The sequence below is a fragment of the Aeromonas sp. R5-3 genome, assembly GCF_040908225.1.
Classification (GTDB): Bacteria; Pseudomonadota; Gammaproteobacteria; order Enterobacterales; family Aeromonadaceae; genus Aeromonas; species Aeromonas dhakensis.
This window is the reverse complement of record NZ_JBFODH010000026.1, coordinates 39199-56747: the sequence shown is the minus strand read 5'-3', so window position 1 is coordinate 56747 and position 17549 is coordinate 39199. Positions and strand designations below refer to the sequence as shown.

General features: G+C 64.4%; 16 protein-coding genes. 7 read left to right on the top strand and 9 right to left on the bottom strand.

Annotated features, from left to right (window positions below; all coding sequences use genetic code 11):
- Nucleotides 1-120: 120 nt before the first annotated feature.
- Both rmuC and AB5Y95_RS18085 read right to left on the bottom strand, forming a co-directional pair.
- A complete protein-coding gene (gene rmuC / locus AB5Y95_RS18090; protein WP_368161774.1) occupies nt 121-1461 on the bottom strand; it encodes a DNA recombination protein RmuC in 1341 nt (446 codons plus the stop codon).
- Nucleotides 1458-1673 (bottom strand): hypothetical protein, encoded by a 216-nt coding sequence (locus AB5Y95_RS18085; RefSeq protein ID WP_042005813.1) that lies wholly within the window; start codon nt 1671-1673, stop codon nt 1458-1460. The genes rmuC and AB5Y95_RS18085 overlap by 4 nt, the downstream gene beginning before the upstream one ends.
- A 138-nt stretch (nt 1674-1811) precedes the next feature.
- On the opposite strand from AB5Y95_RS18085, the gene AB5Y95_RS18080 reads away from it, so the two are divergent.
- Nucleotides 1812-2324, top strand: a complete 513-nt coding sequence (locus AB5Y95_RS18080; RefSeq protein ID WP_010635455.1) for a ferredoxin-type protein NapF — start codon at nt 1812-1814, stop codon at nt 2322-2324.
- A 60-nt stretch (nt 2325-2384) separates the two neighbouring features.
- Here the strand turns inward: AB5Y95_RS18080 and AB5Y95_RS18075 are convergent, their stop codons facing one another.
- The 6 genes from AB5Y95_RS18075 to AB5Y95_RS18050 form a co-directional block, all read right to left on the bottom strand.
- Nucleotides 2385-2837 carry an Rrf2 family transcriptional regulator gene (locus AB5Y95_RS18075; RefSeq protein ID WP_005307739.1) on the bottom strand — a complete coding sequence of 151 codons (453 nt, stop codon included), beginning with the start codon at nt 2835-2837 and terminating at the stop codon, nt 2385-2387.
- A 298-nt stretch (nt 2838-3135) separates the two neighbouring features.
- Nucleotides 3136-3975: a PfkB family carbohydrate kinase gene (locus AB5Y95_RS18070; RefSeq protein WP_368161773.1), complete on the bottom strand. Its 840-nt coding sequence runs from the start codon at nt 3973-3975 to the stop codon at nt 3136-3138.
- Nucleotides 3976-4094: 119 nt separating this feature from the next.
- Entirely contained in the window at nt 4095-5210 is a 1116-nt protein-coding gene (gene ald, locus AB5Y95_RS18065) for an alanine dehydrogenase (RefSeq protein ID WP_368161772.1), read from the bottom strand.
- Nucleotides 5207-5962 carry a glutamine amidotransferase gene (locus AB5Y95_RS18060; protein ID WP_368161771.1) on the bottom strand — a complete coding sequence of 252 codons (756 nt, stop codon included), beginning with the start codon at nt 5960-5962 and terminating at the stop codon, nt 5207-5209. Before AB5Y95_RS18060 ends, ald begins: the two co-directional genes overlap by 4 nt.
- 84 nt (nt 5963-6046) lie before the next feature.
- The gene (locus AB5Y95_RS18055) at nt 6047-7543 is read right to left on the bottom strand and encodes a CoA-acylating methylmalonate-semialdehyde dehydrogenase (RefSeq protein ID WP_368161770.1); all 1497 of its coding nucleotides are present in this window, start codon (nt 7541-7543) and stop codon (nt 6047-6049) included.
- 98 nt (nt 7544-7641) lie between these two features.
- Nucleotides 7642-8973, bottom strand: coding sequence for an aspartate aminotransferase family protein (locus AB5Y95_RS18050; RefSeq protein ID WP_017778620.1), 1332 nt, complete (start codon nt 8971-8973; stop codon nt 7642-7644).
- 185 nt (nt 8974-9158) lie between these two features.
- On the opposite strand from AB5Y95_RS18050, the gene AB5Y95_RS18045 reads away from it, so the two are divergent.
- The 6 genes from AB5Y95_RS18045 to AB5Y95_RS18020 all read left to right on the top strand — a co-directional run bounded on the left by AB5Y95_RS18045 (nt 9159) and on the right by AB5Y95_RS18020 (nt 14397).
- Nucleotides 9159-9701, top strand: coding sequence for a cupin domain-containing protein (locus tag AB5Y95_RS18045; protein ID WP_005307724.1), 543 nt, complete (start codon nt 9159-9161; stop codon nt 9699-9701).
- Between the two features lie 260 nt (nt 9702-9961).
- Nucleotides 9962-11458 carry an aldehyde dehydrogenase gene (locus AB5Y95_RS18040; RefSeq protein ID WP_368161769.1) on the top strand — a complete coding sequence of 499 codons (1497 nt, stop codon included), beginning with the start codon at nt 9962-9964 and terminating at the stop codon, nt 11456-11458.
- A gap of 125 nt (nt 11459-11583) precedes the next feature.
- Nucleotides 11584-11757, top strand: coding sequence for a hypothetical protein (locus AB5Y95_RS18035; RefSeq protein WP_005307716.1), 174 nt, complete (start codon nt 11584-11586; stop codon nt 11755-11757).
- 125 nt (nt 11758-11882) lie between these two features.
- Nucleotides 11883-12785, top strand: a complete 903-nt coding sequence (gene rarD / locus AB5Y95_RS18030) for an EamA family transporter RarD (protein ID WP_211049131.1) — start codon at nt 11883-11885, stop codon at nt 12783-12785.
- 66 nt (nt 12786-12851) lie between these two features.
- On the top strand, nt 12852-13670 hold the full coding sequence (locus AB5Y95_RS18025) for a helix-turn-helix domain-containing protein (RefSeq protein ID WP_368161768.1): 819 nt from the start codon (nt 12852-12854) through the stop codon (nt 13668-13670).
- Between the two features lie 79 nt (nt 13671-13749).
- Complete coding sequence (locus tag AB5Y95_RS18020) at nt 13750-14397, top strand: LysE family translocator (protein WP_368161767.1); 648 nt, start codon at nt 13750-13752, stop codon at nt 14395-14397.
- A 99-nt stretch (nt 14398-14496) separates the two neighbouring features.
- Here AB5Y95_RS18020 and mgtA read toward each other — a convergent pair whose 3' ends face one another.
- Nucleotides 14497-17259: a magnesium-translocating P-type ATPase gene (mgtA, locus tag AB5Y95_RS18015; protein WP_368161766.1), complete on the bottom strand. Its 2763-nt coding sequence runs from the start codon at nt 17257-17259 to the stop codon at nt 14497-14499.
- Between the last annotated feature and the right edge of the window lie 290 nt (nt 17260-17549).

Here is a 17549-nt window from a genome sequence, read left to right as displayed (position 1 = left end):
GGCGGCAACCCGCATGCCGGTGAGTTCACACGTTCGAAGAGCGAAGCCTGTGCGGACGAAGAAATACAAAAGGGCAGCCACTGGCTGCCCTTCTTGTTACATGAAACTTGAGCCCCTGCCTCACTCGGCCGGGTCTTCCCGCTCCAGCGCCCGGTTGACCAGCGGCTCGGGCAGGGTCTTGGTCACCTCCACCCCCAGCTCGCGAAAGCGCTCCACCTGGGCGATCAGGTTGCCGCGCCCGTTGACCAGCCGCCCCATCGCCTTGTCGTAGCTCTCCTGCGCCTTGTGCAGGCTGCCCCCCAGTTGCTGCATCTCCTCCACGAACAACCGCAGCTTCTCATAGAGGCGGCCGGCCCGCTCGGCGATCTGGCGGGCATTCTGGTTCTGCCGTTCGTAGCGCCACAGGTTCTCTATGGTACGCAGCGCCACCATCAGGTTGGTGGGGCTCACCAGCAGTATGTTGTTGTCGAGACCGTAGCGCACCAGCGAGGGGTCGGCCTCCACCGCGGTGAGGAAGGCGGGCTCCACCGCCACGAACATCAGCACGTAGTCGAGGGTGCGCACCCCGGGCAGTTGCTGGTAATCCTTGCGGCCCAGCTCGCGGATGTGGTTGCGTACCGAGGCGACGTGCTCTTTCAGCGCTACCGCCTTCTCCAGCTCGTCAGCGGCGTTGTACCAGCGCTCGTAGGCGGTCAGCGACACCTTGGCATCGATGATGATGTCCTTGTCCTGCGGCAGGTGGACGATGACGTCGGGCTGATAGCGCTTGCCCTTGTCCACCTCGATGTTGACCTGGGTGTGGTACTCGTGACCCTCACGCAGGCCGCATTCGCTCAGGATGCGCGCCAGCACCACCTCGCCCCAGTTGCCCTGCTGCTTGCTGTCGCCCTTAAGGGCGCGGGTCAGCGCCGCCGCCTCCTCGGTCATGCGGGTGTTGAGCTCGGCGAGGCGCTCCAATTCGAACTTGAGGCTGTGGCGCTGGGCCGTCTCCTGGGCGTGGGTCTCCCCCACCTGGCGGCGAAAGCCTTCCAGCTGCTCTTTCAGCGGAGTGAGCAGCAGATCCAGGCTGTTCTGGTTCAGTTCGCGGAAGTTGCCCGAGTTCTGCTCGAAGATACGGTTGGCGAGGTTCTCGAACTGCTGGCTGAGGCGCTGTTCAGCCTCCTGTTGCAGTTGCAGCTTCTCGGCGGCGGCCAGCCGCTCGCTGCGCAGGGTGGCCTCGGCATCCTTGAGACGGGCGGTGAGCTTGATCAGCAGGGTCTGCTGCTGATCCAGCTTCTGCTGGCCCAGCAGCCGCTCATCCTGCAGCTCGTCATAACGTTCCTGCAGCGCCTGCAGGCGCTCCTGGCTCAGCAGCAATTCCCGGGCTTGCGCCGTACCGCTGCGCCGCCCGATCCCCCAACCAATGCCGATGGCCAGCAGCGCACCCGGCAGCAGCAGGGCCCAGAGCCCGGGCTCGATCATTTGCGACCCCGTTGGCGCAGGAACAGCTCGAGATAGCGGTTGAGCAGCAGCCAGATCAGCACGTAGAGCAGATAGGCGGCCAGCACCACCCACTTGTGGCTGTTAACCCCGGTGTCGAGCTCGACGAATTCGATCCCCTTGATGCGGCAGTAGCCCCACATCAGCAAGGGGAAGATATAGAGCAGAGAAGCACGCCACAGAAATAACCACATGAGTTCATTCAATCCTGCAAAAAGACCCGCCTAGCTTACACAAGGGCAACCCGGCTTGCGATCCTGGCCGGCGCTATTCTCTGGCTTGCAAAGGGAAACTTGGATAAAATTAACCCCTAATAGGTATCAGGGGTGGGCATGACGCATTTTTTCTGTCGCTGGCTGACGCAGGCATTGGGAGGCTCCCGCAAACCCGAAGTGGTTTGCCATGAAGCCCGTCCCCCCTGGGCCATCGAAGAGTCCCAGTTCCTCTCCCTCTGCTCCCGCTGCGGCGAATGCTTCAAGGCCTGTCCCAACGGCCTGCTCAAGCCGGCCACCCAGCCCGAATACGACGGCAGCCCCATCGCCGGCACGCCGCTGCTCGATCTCGCCTGCGGCCAGTGCAGCTACTGCGGCAGCTGCGCCAGAGCCTGTCCGACCGGCGCCCTCGACCTGCAACTTGGCCGTCAGGTGCAGACCCGGGTGCGGATCGAGGCAAGCTGTCAGGCCCGCCAGGGCTTCTACTGCCTGCTCTGTGAAGATGCCTGCCCCCAGCAGGCGATCAAGGCCTGCGCCGACGGCGTCAGCATCAACATGGCGGCCTGCGACGGTTGCGGCGCCTGCGGCCTCGCCTGCCTGCACGGCGCCATCACCCTGATCCCCCAACCCTGATCCCGCGTCCGGCGCAAACGACAAAGGGGCCCGCGGGCCCCTTTGTCGTGCTTGCCTGGCTTATGCCATGGCCAGGATGGAATCCTGTTCGATGCCGAGCAGGTGGCAGAGCCGGGTCGGGTCGCGCACCGCATCGGCCAGGGTGTATTCACCCAGCACCTCGAGGAAGGCGTTCATGGCGCGACGCAAAATGCCCTGGATGCGGCAGCCACCGGAGAGGCGGCAGTTTTCGCGCTTGCAGTCCACCGGGCAGAGCACGTGCTCCATGTCCATCACCACGTCGCGCAGGTTGATGGAGACGGCGGAGCGACCGAGCCGGATGCCGCCATGCTTGCCACGCACCGTCTCTATGTACCCCTTGATGCCGAGCTGGTGGACAATCTTGACCACGTGGTTGCGGGAGATACCAAAGGTATCGGCCACCTCTGTGATGGTCGACAGGCGATCTCCCGGCTGGACGGCCAGAAAGGTGAGGGTACGCAGGGCATAGTCGGTAAATCGTGTCAGTTGCATGGTCGCACTTGCCTCTTACTACAAGCCAGAAATCAGGACGACGACCTAAAGCTAAGAGGTAGGGGAACCCCTGCGCCCGCGCAGTGTCCGCCTCTTAATCTGAGTCGTGGAGGTCAAGGTTAAGAGCAGCTCAGGCGGGTGTCGATGAAGATGCACATAAATCGACACTTTCTTTGATTGATCGCAAACTTGCAGGGTTAGCCCAAGGTTTTGGCGGGATTTGACGGTGAAATTCGCCGGTTTCCTCCCTCGCCACAGTCGATGCTGCCATGTGTCATTCGCAACCGTTTTTGCCGATTCAATGGGGCTGCTTGAGCCAGTTCTTCAGAGCGCTGGAGGGGATGGAACTCTCGGAGGCGACCGCAAAAGCGCCCCAGTCCACCGCGCACTGCAGCGCCTCCCGGATCGCCATGCCCCGCGCCAGTCCGTGGATCAGGCCGCCGGCGAAGGCATCCCCCGCCCCCGTGGTGTCCACCACCGACACCGGCCGCGCCGCCACCCGGATCTGCTCCTCGTCATGAATGGCCACGGCGCCGGCCTTGCCTTCCGTCAGCACCAGCCACTCCAGCTGCTCACCGGCCAGCTGGCGGGCATGTTGCCAGGGGTCCCCCACCTCCCCGAGATCGGAGCGGGAGGCCACCAGCACGTGGCAGGGGCGACGCGCCTGGCCGCCCTTGGGGTACTGGGCCACTACGAAGCTCTTGCCGAGCATCTGGCGCATGTAGCCGATGATGGCGGTGCCGGGGTAGTTCACGTAGAGGCAGTCCACCCCCTCGCTCGGCAGATCCCCCGGCAGATCCGGACGCCGTGGCCGCCTGAGGATGGTGCGCTCGCCGGTGGAGTCCACCAGGATCAGCAGCTCGCCGGTCTCGCCGCCGAAGCGCTCCACATGGCTGCAATCCAGGCCGTAGCCCGCCGCCTGCTCCAGCAGCCAGTCACCGGTTTCGTCCAGCCCGATGCGCGACGCTATGGTCACCTCGTGGCCGGCCCACACCAGTCCGATGCCGGTGTTGGCGGCGCCACCGCCGAGCCGGCGGCCCTGATCCACGTACTGCAGGCGGGCTCCTGCCACCAGGGGTTCGGAGAGGGAGAGCACGTGATCACAGTTGAGATTGGCGAGCAGCAGAATGCGGGACATGAAGAGACCTCACTGACAGGGGAGCCCAGTATATGAGAAAGGGCCACAGCGGCCCTCCCTGAAATCGCGGGGTTTGTGAGCCCGCTCGACGTTTGCCGGGCGAGCCCGCGATGGCTGCGTCAGTCCAGAACCGCCTCGGCGCTGACGTACTCGTAGCCGAGCGCCTGCGCCACCGCCGCCTGGGTGATCTTGCCCTTGAACACGTTCAGACCGGCCCGCAGGTGGCGATCCTCCTGCAGCGCCCGGGCATAGCCCTTGTCGGCCAACGCCAGCACGAACGGCAGGGTGGCGTTGGTCAGCGCGAAGGTGGAGGTGCGCGCCACCCCGCCCGGCATGTTGGCCACGCAGTAGTGGATGATGCCGTCCACCACGTAGGTGGGCTCCTCGTGGGTGGTCGGGTGGGAGGTCTCGAAACAGCCGCCCTGATCGATGGCCACGTCCACCAGCACCGAGCCTTTGCGCATCAGCTTGAGCATGTCGCGGGTCAGCAGCTTGGGCGCCGCCGCCCCCGGGATCAGCACGGCACCGATCACCAGGTCGGCTTGGGCGATGCACGCCTCTATGTTGGTGCGGGTGGAGTAGAGGGTCTTGAGGGCCGGGCCGTAGAGGCTGTCCAGCTCCCGCAGCCGCGGCAGGGAGCGATCCAGGATGGTGACGTCGGCCCCCAGTCCCAGCGCCATGCGCGCCGAGTTGACACCGACCACCCCGCCGCCCAGCACCACCACCTTGGCGGGTGCCACCGCCGGCACACCACCCAGCAGGGTGCCGTTGCCCCCCTGCGCCTTCTCCAGGCTGTGGGCGCCGGCCTGGATCGCCATCCGCCCCGCCACCTCGGACATGGGCGCCAGCAGCGGCAGGCCGCCGCGATCGTCGGTCACCGTCTCGTAGGCGATGGCCACCGCCCCCGAGTGCACCAGCAGCTGGGTCTGCACCGGATCTGGCGCCAGGTGCAGGTAGGTGAACAGCAGCTGACCCGGTCTGAGCAGCTCGCACTCCTCCGGCTGGGGCTCCTTCACCTTCACTATCATCTCGGCCCGGGCGAAGATCTCCGCCGCGCTGGCCACCAGTTCGGCACCGGCTGCCTGGTACTCGGCGTCGGACAGCCCGATCGACTCGCCTCCCTGCTGCTGCACCAGCACCTTGTGTCCCCGGGCCGTCAGCTCCTGCACTCCGGCGGGAGTCATGCCGACCCGGTATTCATGGTTTTTGATTTCCTTGGGTACGCCAATAATCATGCTCGCTCTCCTGCTGTGATCCCGCCGGCGGCCGTGTCGGCGCCGGGCAGGATGCCCAAAAATTGCAACAACCACTGCATCATGGTGGCCGAATCCACCTCTCCCTCCAACGAGGAGAGGCTGCGCTGATAGCGGTCATCGGACAGGAAATCCCGCCGCCGCTCGATCAGCGCCCGGTTGTACGCCACCGAGAATTCCGGATGTCCCTGGATGGCCACTATGTGGTCACCCTGCAAAAACATGAAATTGGGACAAAAATCATTGCCCGCCAGCCGGGTGGCTCCCGGCGGCAGCTGCTCCACCTGATCCTGGTGACTGGCCAGGATCCGGATGGTCTCGAGCCCCGGCTCCATCCAGGGTTGCCTGGCCAGCATGGGATGGACCGACACCCCCAGCCCCCAACCCTTGGTGGACTTCACCACCTCGCCCCCCAGCGCCTGGGCGATCACCTGGTGACCGAAGCAGACACCCGCCAGCTTGACGTCGGCATCGTGGGCGCGCCGGATCCAGTCGCGCAGCGACTGGATCCAGGGGATGTCGCTGTAGGCATCGTGGCGCGAGCCGGTGATGAGCCAGGCATCGCACTCGTGCAGATCGGCCGGCAGCTCGCCATCGAGCGCCGACCAAACCCGAAATTCCAGCCCGGGGGCCAGGGCCCGGAAGCCCTTGATAAACATCTCGGAGTAAACGGGGCCGAAGTCCCCCGCCAAATCGGGGTCCAGCCGGTCACAATCGAGAATTCCCAGTCGCATCTGTTACTCCTTCACAGTGATAGCGGCGAACGAAGGTGGATTCCTGCCACCGGGCCATGTCCGGGCTAGCTGCTGCATGGTTGATTACTTCATGGTCGGCATGGAGAACTCCGCGCCCGCCCGCAGGCTCTGGGGCCAGCGGGCAGTCACCGTCTTCATCCGGGTATAGAAGCGCACCCCATCCGGCCCGTGCATGTTGAGCGGCCCGAAGATGGACCGCTTCCAGCCGCCAAAGCTGTGAAACGCCATGGGCACCGGGATGGGAACGTTCACCCCTACCATACCGACCTGCACGCGAGCGGTGAAGTCCCGCGCGGTGTCGCCGTCGCAGGTGAAGATGGCGGTGCCGTTGCCGTACTCGTGCTCGTTGATGAGCTTGAGCGCCGTCTCGTAGTCCGGCGCCCGCACGATGGCCAGCACAGGGCCGAAGATCTCCTCCCGGTAGATGCGCATCTCCGGGCTCACCCGGTCGAACAGGCTGCCGCCGATGAAGTAACCCTCGCCCTGGCTCAGGCCCCGGCCGTCCACCACCAGCTCGGCCCCCTCGGCCACCCCCTGATCCACATAGCCGCGCACCTTGGCCAGGTGCTCGCGGCTGATGAGGGGCCCCATCTCGTTCTCCGGGCTCTGGCCCAGCCCCGGGCCCACCCGCAGTGCCGCCACCAGCGGCGAGAGTTTCGCGACCAGGGCATCGGCGGTGTCGTCACCCACCACCACGGCCACCGAAATGGCCATGCAGCGCTCGCCGGCGGCGCCGTAGGCCGCCCCCATCAGGGCGGAAACCGCCTGATCGAGATCCGCATCCGGCATCACCACCATGTGGTTCTTGGCGCCGCCCAGCGCCTGTACCCGCTTGCCGTGGGCCGAGGCGGTGGCATAGATGTACTGGGCGATGGGGGTGGAGCCGACGAAGGACACGGCACCGACCCGCGGGTCGGTCAGCAGCACGTCTACCACCTCCTTGTCGCCGTTGACCACGTTGAGCACCCCGTCCGGCAGGCCGGCCTGCTTGAGCAGCTCGGCCATGCGAAGGGAGAGGGAGGGATCCTTCTCGGAGGGCTTGAGGATGAAGGTGTTGCCGCAGGCGATGGCCACCGGGAACATCCACAGCGGCACCATGGCCGGGAAGTTGAACGGAGTGATGCCGGCGCAGACCCCCACCGGCTGCATCATGGAGTGGCTGTCGACCCCGCGGCCCACGTTGAGGGAGTGCTCCCCCTTGAGCAGATGGGGAATGCCGCAGGCAAACTCCACCACCTCGAGACCGCGGGTCAGCTCGCCCTGGGCGTCGGAAAACACCTTGCCGTGCTCGCGACTGATCAGCCGCGCCAGATCGTCCCTGTGCTGCTCCATCAGCTCCTTGAAGCGAAACAGTACCCGGGCCCGCACCAGCGGCGGGGTCTGCGCCCAGTCGACCAGGGCGCGCTCGGCGCTGGCGATGGCATCCTGGCACTCGGCGGCGGTGCTGAGCACCACCTGGCCCTGCTGCTGGCCGGTGGCCGGGTTGAAGATGGCCCCGAAGCGCTCGCTGCGGCTCTCGGTCATCTCGCCGTCGATGAAGTTGCTGACCCTGTATGTCATAAATCCTCCGTGATGGGTAATTCGTCCCTGCCCGCGCCGCCCCGGGGAGCAGGCACGGGCAAGTGGCGCCGCGACGGGCGCCATCAACCGGTTGAAAGTCAGTCCTGAGCCTGCAGGGCGTCCTGCAGCAGGGTGAAGAGATCGTCGATCTGGCTGCGCTCGATGATGAGGGGCGGCGACAGGGCGATGATGTCGCCGGTGACGCGGATCAGCGCCCCCTTCTCGAAGCAGCGTACGAACACCTCGTAGGCGCGCTTGCCCGGTGCATCCGGCATGGACTCGAGCTCGATGCCTGCCACCAGCCCGTAGTTGCGCACATCCTTCACATGCTTGCAGCCCTTCAGCGAATGGGCCGCCTCCTCCCAGTAGCCCGCCAGATCGGCGGCGCGACTCAGCAGGTTCTCGTTGCGATAGATCTCGAGGGTCGCGAGGCCCGCGGCGGCGGCCACCGGATGGCCGGAGTAGGTGTAGCCGTGGAACAGCTCGATGGCCCCCTTGCCGGCCGCCATCATGTCGTCATAGATGTGGTTCTGTACCAGCACGGCGCCCATGGGGATGGCCCCGTTGGTGAGCCCCTTGGCACAGGTGATCATGTCGGGGATGACGTCGAACTCCTGGGCCGCAAACGGGGAGCCGAGGCGGCCGAAACCGGTGATCACCTCGTCGAAGATCAGCAGGATGCCGTGTTTGGTACAGATCTCCCGCAGCCGCTTGAGGTAGCCTTTGGGGGGCATCAGCACGCCGGTACTGCCGGCGATGGGTTCGACGATCACCGCCGCTATGTTGCTGGCATCGTGCAGGAAGACGATCTTCTCCAGCTCGTCAGCCAGCGCCACATCCTCCTCGGGCAGCCCCTTGGTGAAGGCATTCTTGGCGATGTTGAGGGTGTGGGGCAGATGATCCACCCCGGTCAGCAGGGAGCCGAACCACTTGCGGTTGCCGGGAATACCCCCCACCGAGATGCCGCCAAAACCGACCCCGTGGTAGCCGCGCTCACGGCCGATGAGCCGGGTACGGGTGCCCTGACCGCGCGCCCGCTGCCAGGCCAGCGCGATCTTGAGCGCGGTATCCACCGATTCCGAACCTGAGTTGGTATAAAAGACGTGGCCGAAGCCTTTGGGGGCTATCTCCACCAGCCGGTTGGCCAGCTCGAACGGCAGGGGGTGCCCCATCTGGAACGTCGGGGCAAAATCGAGGTGGGAAATCTGCTGGGAGACCGCCTCGGCAATCTCGCGCCGACCATGACCCGCGTTGCAACACCAGAGCCCGGCGGTGCCATCCAGTATCTTGCGGCCATCCTCTGAGTGATAATACATTCCCTCGGCCGACTTCAGGATGCGCGGCGCCGCCTTGAACTGCTGGTTGGCGGTAAACGGCATCCAGAAAGCGGACATGTCGGAGGGCGTATTGATGTCGCTGATCGGTTTCATGGTCACCTCATCCTTAAGGTGTTTAGTAACTGTCGGCCAATGCCTATTAAATTAAACACCTATAATCTTAAAAAAGGGCTCAAACTTGCCCCGTATGGTGTCACCCGGCTAGCTGCTCTGAGCTGGGTGGTATAAGATATTTAACACAAATTTAATAATAGTAAACAGTCAAGGAGTGTCTATCGATGGATATCGGTCACCGCCTCAAGGCGGTTCGCACCAAAGCCGCCCTCTCCCAGCGTGAGCTGGCCAAACGCTCCGGTGTGACCAACGGCTTTATCTCCCAGATCGAGAAAAATCAGGTGAGCCCCTCGGTCGCCTCCCTGCGCAAGGTGCTGGAAGGGATCCCCATGTCGCTGGCCACCTTCTTCACCGATGAGACGGAGATGGATTCCGAGGTGATCTTCCGCGCCGCCGACATGCCGGATCTCGGCACCCACCCCATCAGCTACCGCCTGGTGGGCCACAGCCGCGCCAACCGCGCCATCGGCATGATGCAGGAGATACTGCCACCGGGCGCCGACACCGGCGACGACATGCTGAGCCACGAAGGCGAAGAGTGTGGCATCGTCATCCAGGGCCAGGTGGAGGTCACCGTCGGCGAGCAGGTCTACCTGCTGGCGCCGGGGGACGGCTACTACTTCGACAGCCGCACCCCGCACCGTTTTCGCAATGTGGATGAGCACGAATGCGTGCTGATCTCGGCCAACACCCCCGCCAGCTTCTAAGCCATGAGAGGGGAGATCCCGCCCCTCGGCGGACCCAGCAGTACGACCAGCCCCTTAGCACCGGCCTCAGGTTTGGCAGGCACCGATGGCCACTCTTGCGGTGCGGTTTGCCCTGCCGGATACCCTCGCCGGGACGGATTCCGGATGAGGCCAAACCGGCAAGGTGTTTAACGAATTGTTACAAGATGGATTTACAAGCGGCAGGATGTTTAGCATATTGATACGCGGAAACTGACTTTTTGCCGGTTCAAGGAGTGAACATGAGTGACCTGACCCTGGCCCAGTGGCAACACAAGGCCTCCCACCTGACCCTGCCCTCGCAAGCCTTCATCGACGGCAGCTACCGGGACGCCATCAACGGCGCCACCTTCGACTGCATCAACCCGGCCAATGGCAAACTGCTGACCAGGGTCGCCGCCTGCGACGCCGCCGATGCCGAACTGGCGGTGCAGGCCGCCCGCGCAGCCTTTGACGACAAACGCTGGAGCGGTCTGTCGCCCAAGCAGCGCAAGCAGGTCCTGCAGCGCTTCGCCGAACTGATGCGGCTCAATCTGGTGGAGCTGGCACTGCTGGAATCGCTCGACATGGGCAAGCCCATCGGCGACGCCATGGGCTATGACGCCCCCGCCGCCGCCAACTGCATCGCCTGGAACGCCGAGGCCATCGACAAGATTTACGATCAGGTCGCCCCGGTCGAGGAGTCCGCCCTGGCGCTGGTGACCCGCGAGCCGCTCGGCGTCGTGGCCGCCATCGTGCCGTGGAACTTCCCGCTGGTGATGGCCTGCTGGAAGCTGGGGCCGGCGCTCGCCACCGGCAACTCGGTGATCCTGAAACCCTCCGAGAAATCCCCGCTCACCGCCCTGCGCATCGCCGGTCTGGCCAAGGAGGCTGGCATCCCCGACGGCGTGTTCAACGTGCTGCCCGGCTTCGGCCACACGGTTGGTGAGGCGCTGGCCATGCACATGGACGTGGACTGCATCACCTTCACCGGCTCCACCAAGATCGGCAAGCATCTGGTGCAGTGCTCCGGCAAGTCCAACCTCAAGCGCGCCTTCATGGAGTGCGGCGGCAAGAGCCCCAACATCATACTGGCGGATGCGCCTGACCTGGACGCCGCCGCCCGCAGCGCAGCCGGCGCCATCTTCTACAACCAGGGCGAGGTGTGCACCGCCGCCTCCCGCCTGCTGGTGCAAAACAGCATCAAGCCGCAGTTCATGGAGCGGCTGCTGGCCCATGCCCGCGAGTGGATCTCGGCCAACCCGCTCGACCCCACTACCCGCATCGGCGCCATGGTGGATCACATCCAGATGGAGCAGGTGCTCAACTACATCGCCATCGGCCAGCAGCAGGGCGCCAAACTGCTGCTGGGGGGCAAACGCACCAATACCGAGAGCGGCGGCTTCTATATCGAGCCCACCATCTTCGACGAGGTGACCCCCGAGATGCGCATCTTCCGCGAGGAGATCTTCGGCCCCGTGCTGGCGGTGACCGGCTTCGACACCCTGGAAGAGGCCATTGCGCTCGGCAACGACACCGACTACGGTCTGGCGGCCGCGATCTGGACGGCGGATCTCAACAAGGCGGTGAAGGGCTCCCGCGCCCTGCGCGCCGGCACCGTGTTCGTCAACAACTGGGATGGCGGCGACATGACCATGCCGTTCGGCGGTTTCAAACAGTCCGGCAACGGTCGCGACAAGTCGCTGCATGCGCTGGAGAAGTACACCGAGCTGAAAAGCACCTGGATCCAGCTCGAATAGCATCAGAAATGACGCTCATTTATCGAAAAGGGGGAGAAATCCCCCTTTTTCATTTTTACCCTTTCATCGCCGGCCTCAATCGATATAATCATCAAATAGACAAGCCCTTAAATATAAAGATAAAAATGTTATTTTTTCTGGGAAGTGTACTGTTTCTGGTAATAGGACTGCCGCTGCTGTTCTACATACTGGGACACGGTGAGGCCTACGTGACCTGGGGTCCGTGGATCTCCGCCATCGCACTCATGCTGTGGCTGCTGCTGGACGTGGACAAGATCCGCCGCGGCGGAGGCCGCTGAGCCGGGCAGTACGCCGTTAAAATCCGCTGATCACCATTTATTCGCTTCTTTCCCCGCAAAAGGATCGCTACACTGATTTTTTGCGATGCGTTCCAGCATCCGCCTCTCCAGTGAAGGTTATCCGCATGCAGCAACACGTTCAGCGCCAAGGCGTCATCTACGCCTTGTGCGCCTATACCCTTTGGGGCCTGGCGCCCATTTACTTCAAGACCATCGCCGCCGTGCCGGCCGCCGAGATCCTGACCCATCGCATGATCTGGTCGTGCGCCCTGCTGCTGGTGCTGACCCTGCTCGGCCGCCAGTGGCACAAGGTGCAGGCGGTACTGCGCCAGCCGAAAGTGCTGCTCACCCTGGCCTTTACCTCCATCACGGTCGGCGGCAACTGGCTGCTGTTCATCTGGGCCATCAACAACGGCCACATGCTGGATGCCAGCCTCGGCTACTACATCAACCCGCTGTTCAACGTGCTGCTCGGCATGCTGTTCCTGAGCGAGAAGCTGCGCCGGCTGCAGTGGTGGGCGGTGGGACTGGCAGCGATCGGTGTCGCCATCCAGATCATCGCCTTCGGCTCCCTGCCCTGGATCGCGCTGGTGCTGGCGTCGAGCTTCGCCATCTACGGCCTCATTCGCAAGAAGCTTGCCCTCGACGCGCTGACCGGCCTCTTGATCGAGACCCTGATCATGCTGCCGCCGGCCGCCATCTATCTGTGGGGCATCGCCGACAGCCCTACCAGCCATCTCACCCAGAATGACTGGCACCTCAACCTGTTGCTGATCGCCGCCGGTGCCGTCACCACGGCGCCGCTGCTCTGCTTCACCGCCGCGGCCACCCGGCTCAAGCTCTCCACCCTGGGCTTCTTCCAGTACATAGGCCCCAGCCTGATGTTCATTCTGGCGGTCACCCTCTATGGCGAAGCGCTGGCGCTGGACAAGATGATCACCTTCGCCTTCATCTGGAGCGCGCTGGTGCTGTTCAGTCTGGACGGGCTGCGCAGTGGCAAACGCCGGCAGGCTGTGGAGCAGGCTTGACGGGACGCCGCCCGGCGCTGCAATAATCTACAAGCCCATGCCCAGGTTTCAGGTTATCAATAGCCGATGAGCGCACCCCAATCCCGCATCCACTACTGGCAATCCCGGCTGCTGCCGGGAGTTGAACTCTCCCACTCCCACCACAGGGAGTTCAGCTATGGCCGCCATGTTCACCTGGACTACCACATAGGTCTGGTGCAGCAGGGCGGCCAGAAATTCATCCACAAGGGCAACAGCCACCACCTGGTGCGCGGCGAGCTCTCCACCGTCAACCCGGACGAGATGCACGACGGCCTCAGCCTGCGGCCGGAAGGGTACGAGGTGCGGGTGTTCGCCATCGCCCCCGAGCAGCTGGCCCGCTGGCTGCTAGACAGCCCGGAGCCCTTCTTCGACAAGGGGTTGCAGAGCCGCCCCGACCTCTATCAGGGTTTTGCCCGGCTGCACATGTATCTGGACAACCCCAGCCCCGACGGCCTGCTGGCGGAGAGCCAGCTGCTGGCCCTGCTCGGCGAGCTGCTGCACATAGCCCCCGAGCGCCACGCCCTGGCCGACCCCCAGCTCAGGTACCTGCGCGACTATCTGATGTCCCGGCTGGATGAGCGCCACAGTCTGGAGGATCTGGCCGCCCTGTTCGGGCTGGATCGCTTCGCCTTTCTGCGCCAGTTCAAGAAGAAGACCGGCATGACCCCCTACGCCTGGCTCAAGCGGCTGCGGCTCGAGCAGAGCAAGCGCCTGCTCGGCAGCGGCCTGCCGGTGAGCGAGGTGGCACTGGCGGTCGGTTTCTTCGATCAGAGCCACTTCCATCACGGTTTTCGCCAGGCGTTCGGCCTCACCCCCGCCGATTTTCGCCAGCAGATGCAGGCCGCCATTGGGCGCACCGACTAACTCCGCACTGCAATCTTTTACAATCCCGCGACTCCACAATCCGCCATGCTGTGAACTCGATACTGTCGCAGAGGTTTCCATGTTCACCAGCCTGTTTCTGACCATAGGTCTCATCCACCTCATCGCCCTGGCGAGCCCGGGCCCCGACTTCGCGCTGATCCTGCGCACCAGCCTGCACAGGCCCACCGCACTGGGTGCAGCACTCGGCATCGCGCTCGCCATCCTGGTGCACGCCACCCTCAGCCTCACCGGCATCAGCCTGCTGATTGCCGAACACCCCTGGCTATTCATGACGGTGAAGGTGGTCGGCGCCCTCTATCTGGGATGGCTTGGCTGGGGGGCGCTGAAGGCGGCCTGGCACAGCTCGGCCGAGCTCGCCCTGCACGCCGGCGGCGAGGCGCAGGGCTGGCGCAAGGGGGTGCAGCGCGGCATTGCCACCAACCTGCTCAACCCCAAGGCTCTGCTGTTCTTCATGGGGCTGCTGGCCGCCATGGTGACGCCCCAGGTGGACGGCCTGACACGTGGCCTGCTGGTGCTGGAGCTGTTCCTGCTCTCGCTGGCCTGGTTCGGGGGGCTGGCCTGGAGTCTCTCCACCGTGCGAGCCCAGCGCCTGCTCGGCCGCGTGCAGCGTCCGCTCAATCTGGTCACTGGCCTGCTGTTTGGCGCGGTCAGCCTCTCCATCCTGACCGGCATGGCCGGCGAGGCCTATGCACTGGTCCTGCATTGACCCCTGTCTTGCAGACATGAAAAAGAGGGATGGCCCGGGCCATCCCTCTTTGCGTTCATTGCTCCTGGCCGGGTAACCGGCCCTCTCACTCACCCTTCATCAGAACCACTGACCGTGGCGCTTGATATAGAGGGTCTTGACGGTCTGGGTCAGCCCCATGTAGGCCAGCATGGTGATCACCAGCCACATGAAGTACTTGGGCCCATCCAGGGTGATGAAGCCGAAGTGCTCAGCCAGCGGCGAGAACGGCAGGTAGCAGCCGATGGCGATGGCGATCGAGGTGGAGAGCAGCACCGGCAGGGTGGCGGTACTCTGCAGGAAGGGGATCTTGCGGGTACGCAGCATGTGCACCACCAGCGTCTGCGACACCAGCCCCTCGATAAACCAGCCGGAGTTCATGATGGCCTGACCGTTGACCAGCGGATCCATGCTGCCGTTGGCGGTGGCATAGAGGGCGCCGGCGCCGAACACGAACCACATCAGGCAGTAGGTGCTGATGTCGAACACCGAGGAGGTCGGGCCGAGCCACAGCATGAAGCGCTTGATGTTGCTCGCCTCCCACTTGCGCGGCCGCTTGAGGAACTCGGGGTCCATCTTGTCCCACGGCAGCAGCATCTGGGAGACGTCGTACACCAGGTTCTGGATCAGCATCTGCATCGCCAGCATGGGCGCCCAGGGCAGCCAGGCGGAGGCCACCAGCACCGAGAAGACGTTGCCGAAGTTGGAGCTGGCGGTCATGTTGAGGTACTTCAGGATGTTGCCAAAGGTCTCGCGCCCCTTGATCACCCCCTCCTCCAGCACCATCAGGCTCTTCTCCAGCAGGATGATGTCGGCGGTCTCCTTGGCGATATCGGCACCGCTGTCCACCGAGATCCCCACGTCTGCATCCCGCAGCGCCGGCGCATCGTTGATGCCGTCACCGAGGAAACCGACGGTATTGCCGTTGGCCTGCAGCGCCTTCACCACCCGCGACTTCTGCAGTGGGGTGAGTTTGGCGAAGATGGTGGTCTGCTTGACCGCCTCGCACAGCGCCACATCGTCCATCCCCTCGATATCCTTGCCGAGCAGCGGCACGCCGGGCGCCAGCCCCACATCGCGGCACACCTTGCTGGTGATGATGGGGTTGTCGCCGGTCAGCACCTTGACCGCCACCCCGTAGTCGTTCAGTGCGCGGATGGCCGGCGCGGCCGAATCCTTGGGCGGATCGAAGAAGGTGAGGAAGCCGCGCACCACCAGCTTGGCCTCGTCGCGGGTCTGATAGCTCTGCTTGCACTCACCCGCCGGGATCTCGCGGGTCGCCACGATCAGCACCCGATAGCCCTCGGCGTTGAACTCTTCGCTCTGGCGCAGCAGGGCACGGCGATCGGCATCGGTCAGCTCCCGCATCTCCTGGCCATCCGCAATGTGGCTGGAGACGGCCAGCATCTCTTCCACCGCCCCCTTGGAGACCATCAGCTGCTGGCCCAGATCGTCCTGCACGATCACCGACAGGCGCCGGCGCACGAAATCGAACGGCAGCTCGTCCACCTTGCGGTAGTTGGCCGGCTTGCAGCTCTCCCCCAGCGCATCGGCGTGCTCGACCACCGCGATGTCCATCAGGTTCTTCATGCCGCTCTGGTGAAAGCTGTTGAGCCAGGCCAGCTGCAGGATCCGGTCGTCCCGGTTGCCACGCACGTCGTAGTGGTGCTCGAGGATGATCTTGTCCTGGGTCAGGGTGCCGGTCTTGTCGGTGCAGAGCACGTCCATGGCTCCGAAGTTCTGCACCGAGTTGAGCCGCTTCACCACCACCTTGCGCTTGGCCATGGCCACCGCGCCGCGCGCCAGGTTGGCGGAGACGATCATCGGCAGCATCTCGGGGGTGAGCCCCACCGCCACCGCCAGCGCGAAGGTGAGCGCCGACATCCAGTCGCCGCTGCTGACCCCGCTCAGCATGAAGACGATGGGCACCATCACCAGCATGAAGCGAATAAGCAGCCTGGTGACGCTGTTCACGCCGCGATCGAAACTGGTCTCGATGCGCTTGTGGCTCACCACGTTGCGGGCCAGCGAGCCGAAATAGGTGTCGCTGCCGGTGGCCACCACCACGGCGCGGGCGGTACCGCTCACCACGTTGGTGCCCATGAAGCAGATGTTGGGCAGATCGAGCAGTCCCGCCTCCCCTGCGCCGGTGCCGTCCGCCGACTTGCCGGCCACGGCGCCCAGGGTGTCGTACTTCTCCACCGGCAGCGCTTCGCCGGTCAGCACCGCCTGGCTGATGAAGAGATCGCGGGATTCGATCAGCTTGATGTCGGCCGGGATCATGTCCCCCGCCTGCAGGTGCACTATGTCACCGGCCACCAGCTCGGTCATCGCCACCTCCTTGCGCTGGGGGGCGACTCCAGGCGAGGGGCGACGCTGCACGGTGGCATTGTTGCGCACCAGCGACTTGAGCGCCTCGGCCGCCTTGACGGAGCGGTACTCCTGCCAGAAACGCAGCAGACCGCTCAGCCCCACCATGACGCCTAGGATGATCACCTTGACCCAGTCCTCGTCGCCCGGCTCGGCCATCAGCACGTCCATCACGTAGCTGACCAGCCCGAGCACGATCAGCACCATCACGAAAGGGTTCTTGAACGCCTGCAGCAGCTGGATCAGCGCGTGGGGCGGCTTGTCGTGGGTCACCTCGTTGGGACCAAACTGGATCAGGCGGTTGGCGGCCTCGGTCGCGGTGAGGCCGTCGATGTTGCCGCGCACGGCGGTGAGGGTGTACTCGAGGGACTTGTCGGCCTCGTCGAGCACCCGGGAGGAGAGCTTCTCCTTCTGGCTGCCCGGGGCGACGAACCCTCTCTGCTTGTGCCGGCTGGCGGTATGTTGTTGCTTCATGACTCTTTATCCTGATTTTTACGCGCAAGCGGGCGCTGCCGCGGACCGGGCCTGGCGTCAGTACTGAAATCGAAGGCTGTGAACCCAACACAATGCCGGCACGGTCAATCGCCGCGCGCAGGGCGGCCCGTCAGACAAATGTCTGCCGTCGTGGCAACCGGCATGGTTAGGTCGGATCGGGGGTCAGGACACCGCATCCCGTCCCGTAGGGATCAGGAGTGGGCTGGCGTGGACCCCGTGGGTCTAGGTTTGGGCTCTTCGGTCATGACGGTTCCTCCGAGTTGGGCTGC

Excerpts from the sequence above, each read along its gene's own strand:
- AB5Y95_RS18055 (WP_368161770.1), bottom strand. The coding sequence starts at position 7,543 with ATGACATACAGGGTCAGCAACTTCATCGACGGCGAGATGACCGAGAGC.
- AB5Y95_RS18080 (WP_010635455.1), top strand. The coding sequence starts at position 1,812 with ATGACGCATTTTTTCTGTCGCTGGCTGACGCAGGCATTGGGAGGCTCC.
- rarD (WP_211049131.1), top strand. The coding sequence starts at position 11,883 with ATGCAGCAACACGTTCAGCGCCAAGGCGTCATCTACGCCTTGTGCGCC.
- ald (WP_368161772.1), bottom strand. The coding sequence starts at position 5,210 with ATGATTATTGGCGTACCCAAGGAAATCAAAAACCATGAATACCGGGTC.
- AB5Y95_RS18050 (WP_017778620.1), bottom strand. The coding sequence starts at position 8,973 with ATGAAACCGATCAGCGACATCAATACGCCCTCCGACATGTCCGCTTTC.
- AB5Y95_RS18075 (WP_005307739.1), bottom strand. The coding sequence starts at position 2,837 with ATGCAACTGACACGATTTACCGACTATGCCCTGCGTACCCTCACCTTT.
- AB5Y95_RS18040 (WP_368161769.1), top strand. The coding sequence starts at position 9,962 with ATGAGTGACCTGACCCTGGCCCAGTGGCAACACAAGGCCTCCCACCTG.
- mgtA (WP_368161766.1), bottom strand. The coding sequence starts at position 17,259 with ATGAAGCAACAACATACCGCCAGCCGGCACAAGCAGAGAGGGTTCGTC.
- AB5Y95_RS18045 (WP_005307724.1), top strand. The coding sequence starts at position 9,159 with ATGGATATCGGTCACCGCCTCAAGGCGGTTCGCACCAAAGCCGCCCTC.
- AB5Y95_RS18085 (WP_042005813.1), bottom strand. The coding sequence starts at position 1,673 with ATGTGGTTATTTCTGTGGCGTGCTTCTCTGCTCTATATCTTCCCCTTG.
- rmuC (WP_368161774.1), bottom strand. The coding sequence starts at position 1,461 with ATGATCGAGCCCGGGCTCTGGGCCCTGCTGCTGCCGGGTGCGCTGCTG.
- AB5Y95_RS18070 (WP_368161773.1), bottom strand. The coding sequence starts at position 3,975 with ATGTCCCGCATTCTGCTGCTCGCCAATCTCAACTGTGATCACGTGCTC.
- AB5Y95_RS18020 (WP_368161767.1), top strand. The coding sequence starts at position 13,750 with ATGTTCACCAGCCTGTTTCTGACCATAGGTCTCATCCACCTCATCGCC.
- AB5Y95_RS18035 (WP_005307716.1), top strand. The coding sequence starts at position 11,584 with ATGTTATTTTTTCTGGGAAGTGTACTGTTTCTGGTAATAGGACTGCCG.
- AB5Y95_RS18025 (WP_368161768.1), top strand. The coding sequence starts at position 12,852 with ATGAGCGCACCCCAATCCCGCATCCACTACTGGCAATCCCGGCTGCTG.
- AB5Y95_RS18060 (WP_368161771.1), bottom strand. The coding sequence starts at position 5,962 with ATGCGACTGGGAATTCTCGATTGTGACCGGCTGGACCCCGATTTGGCG.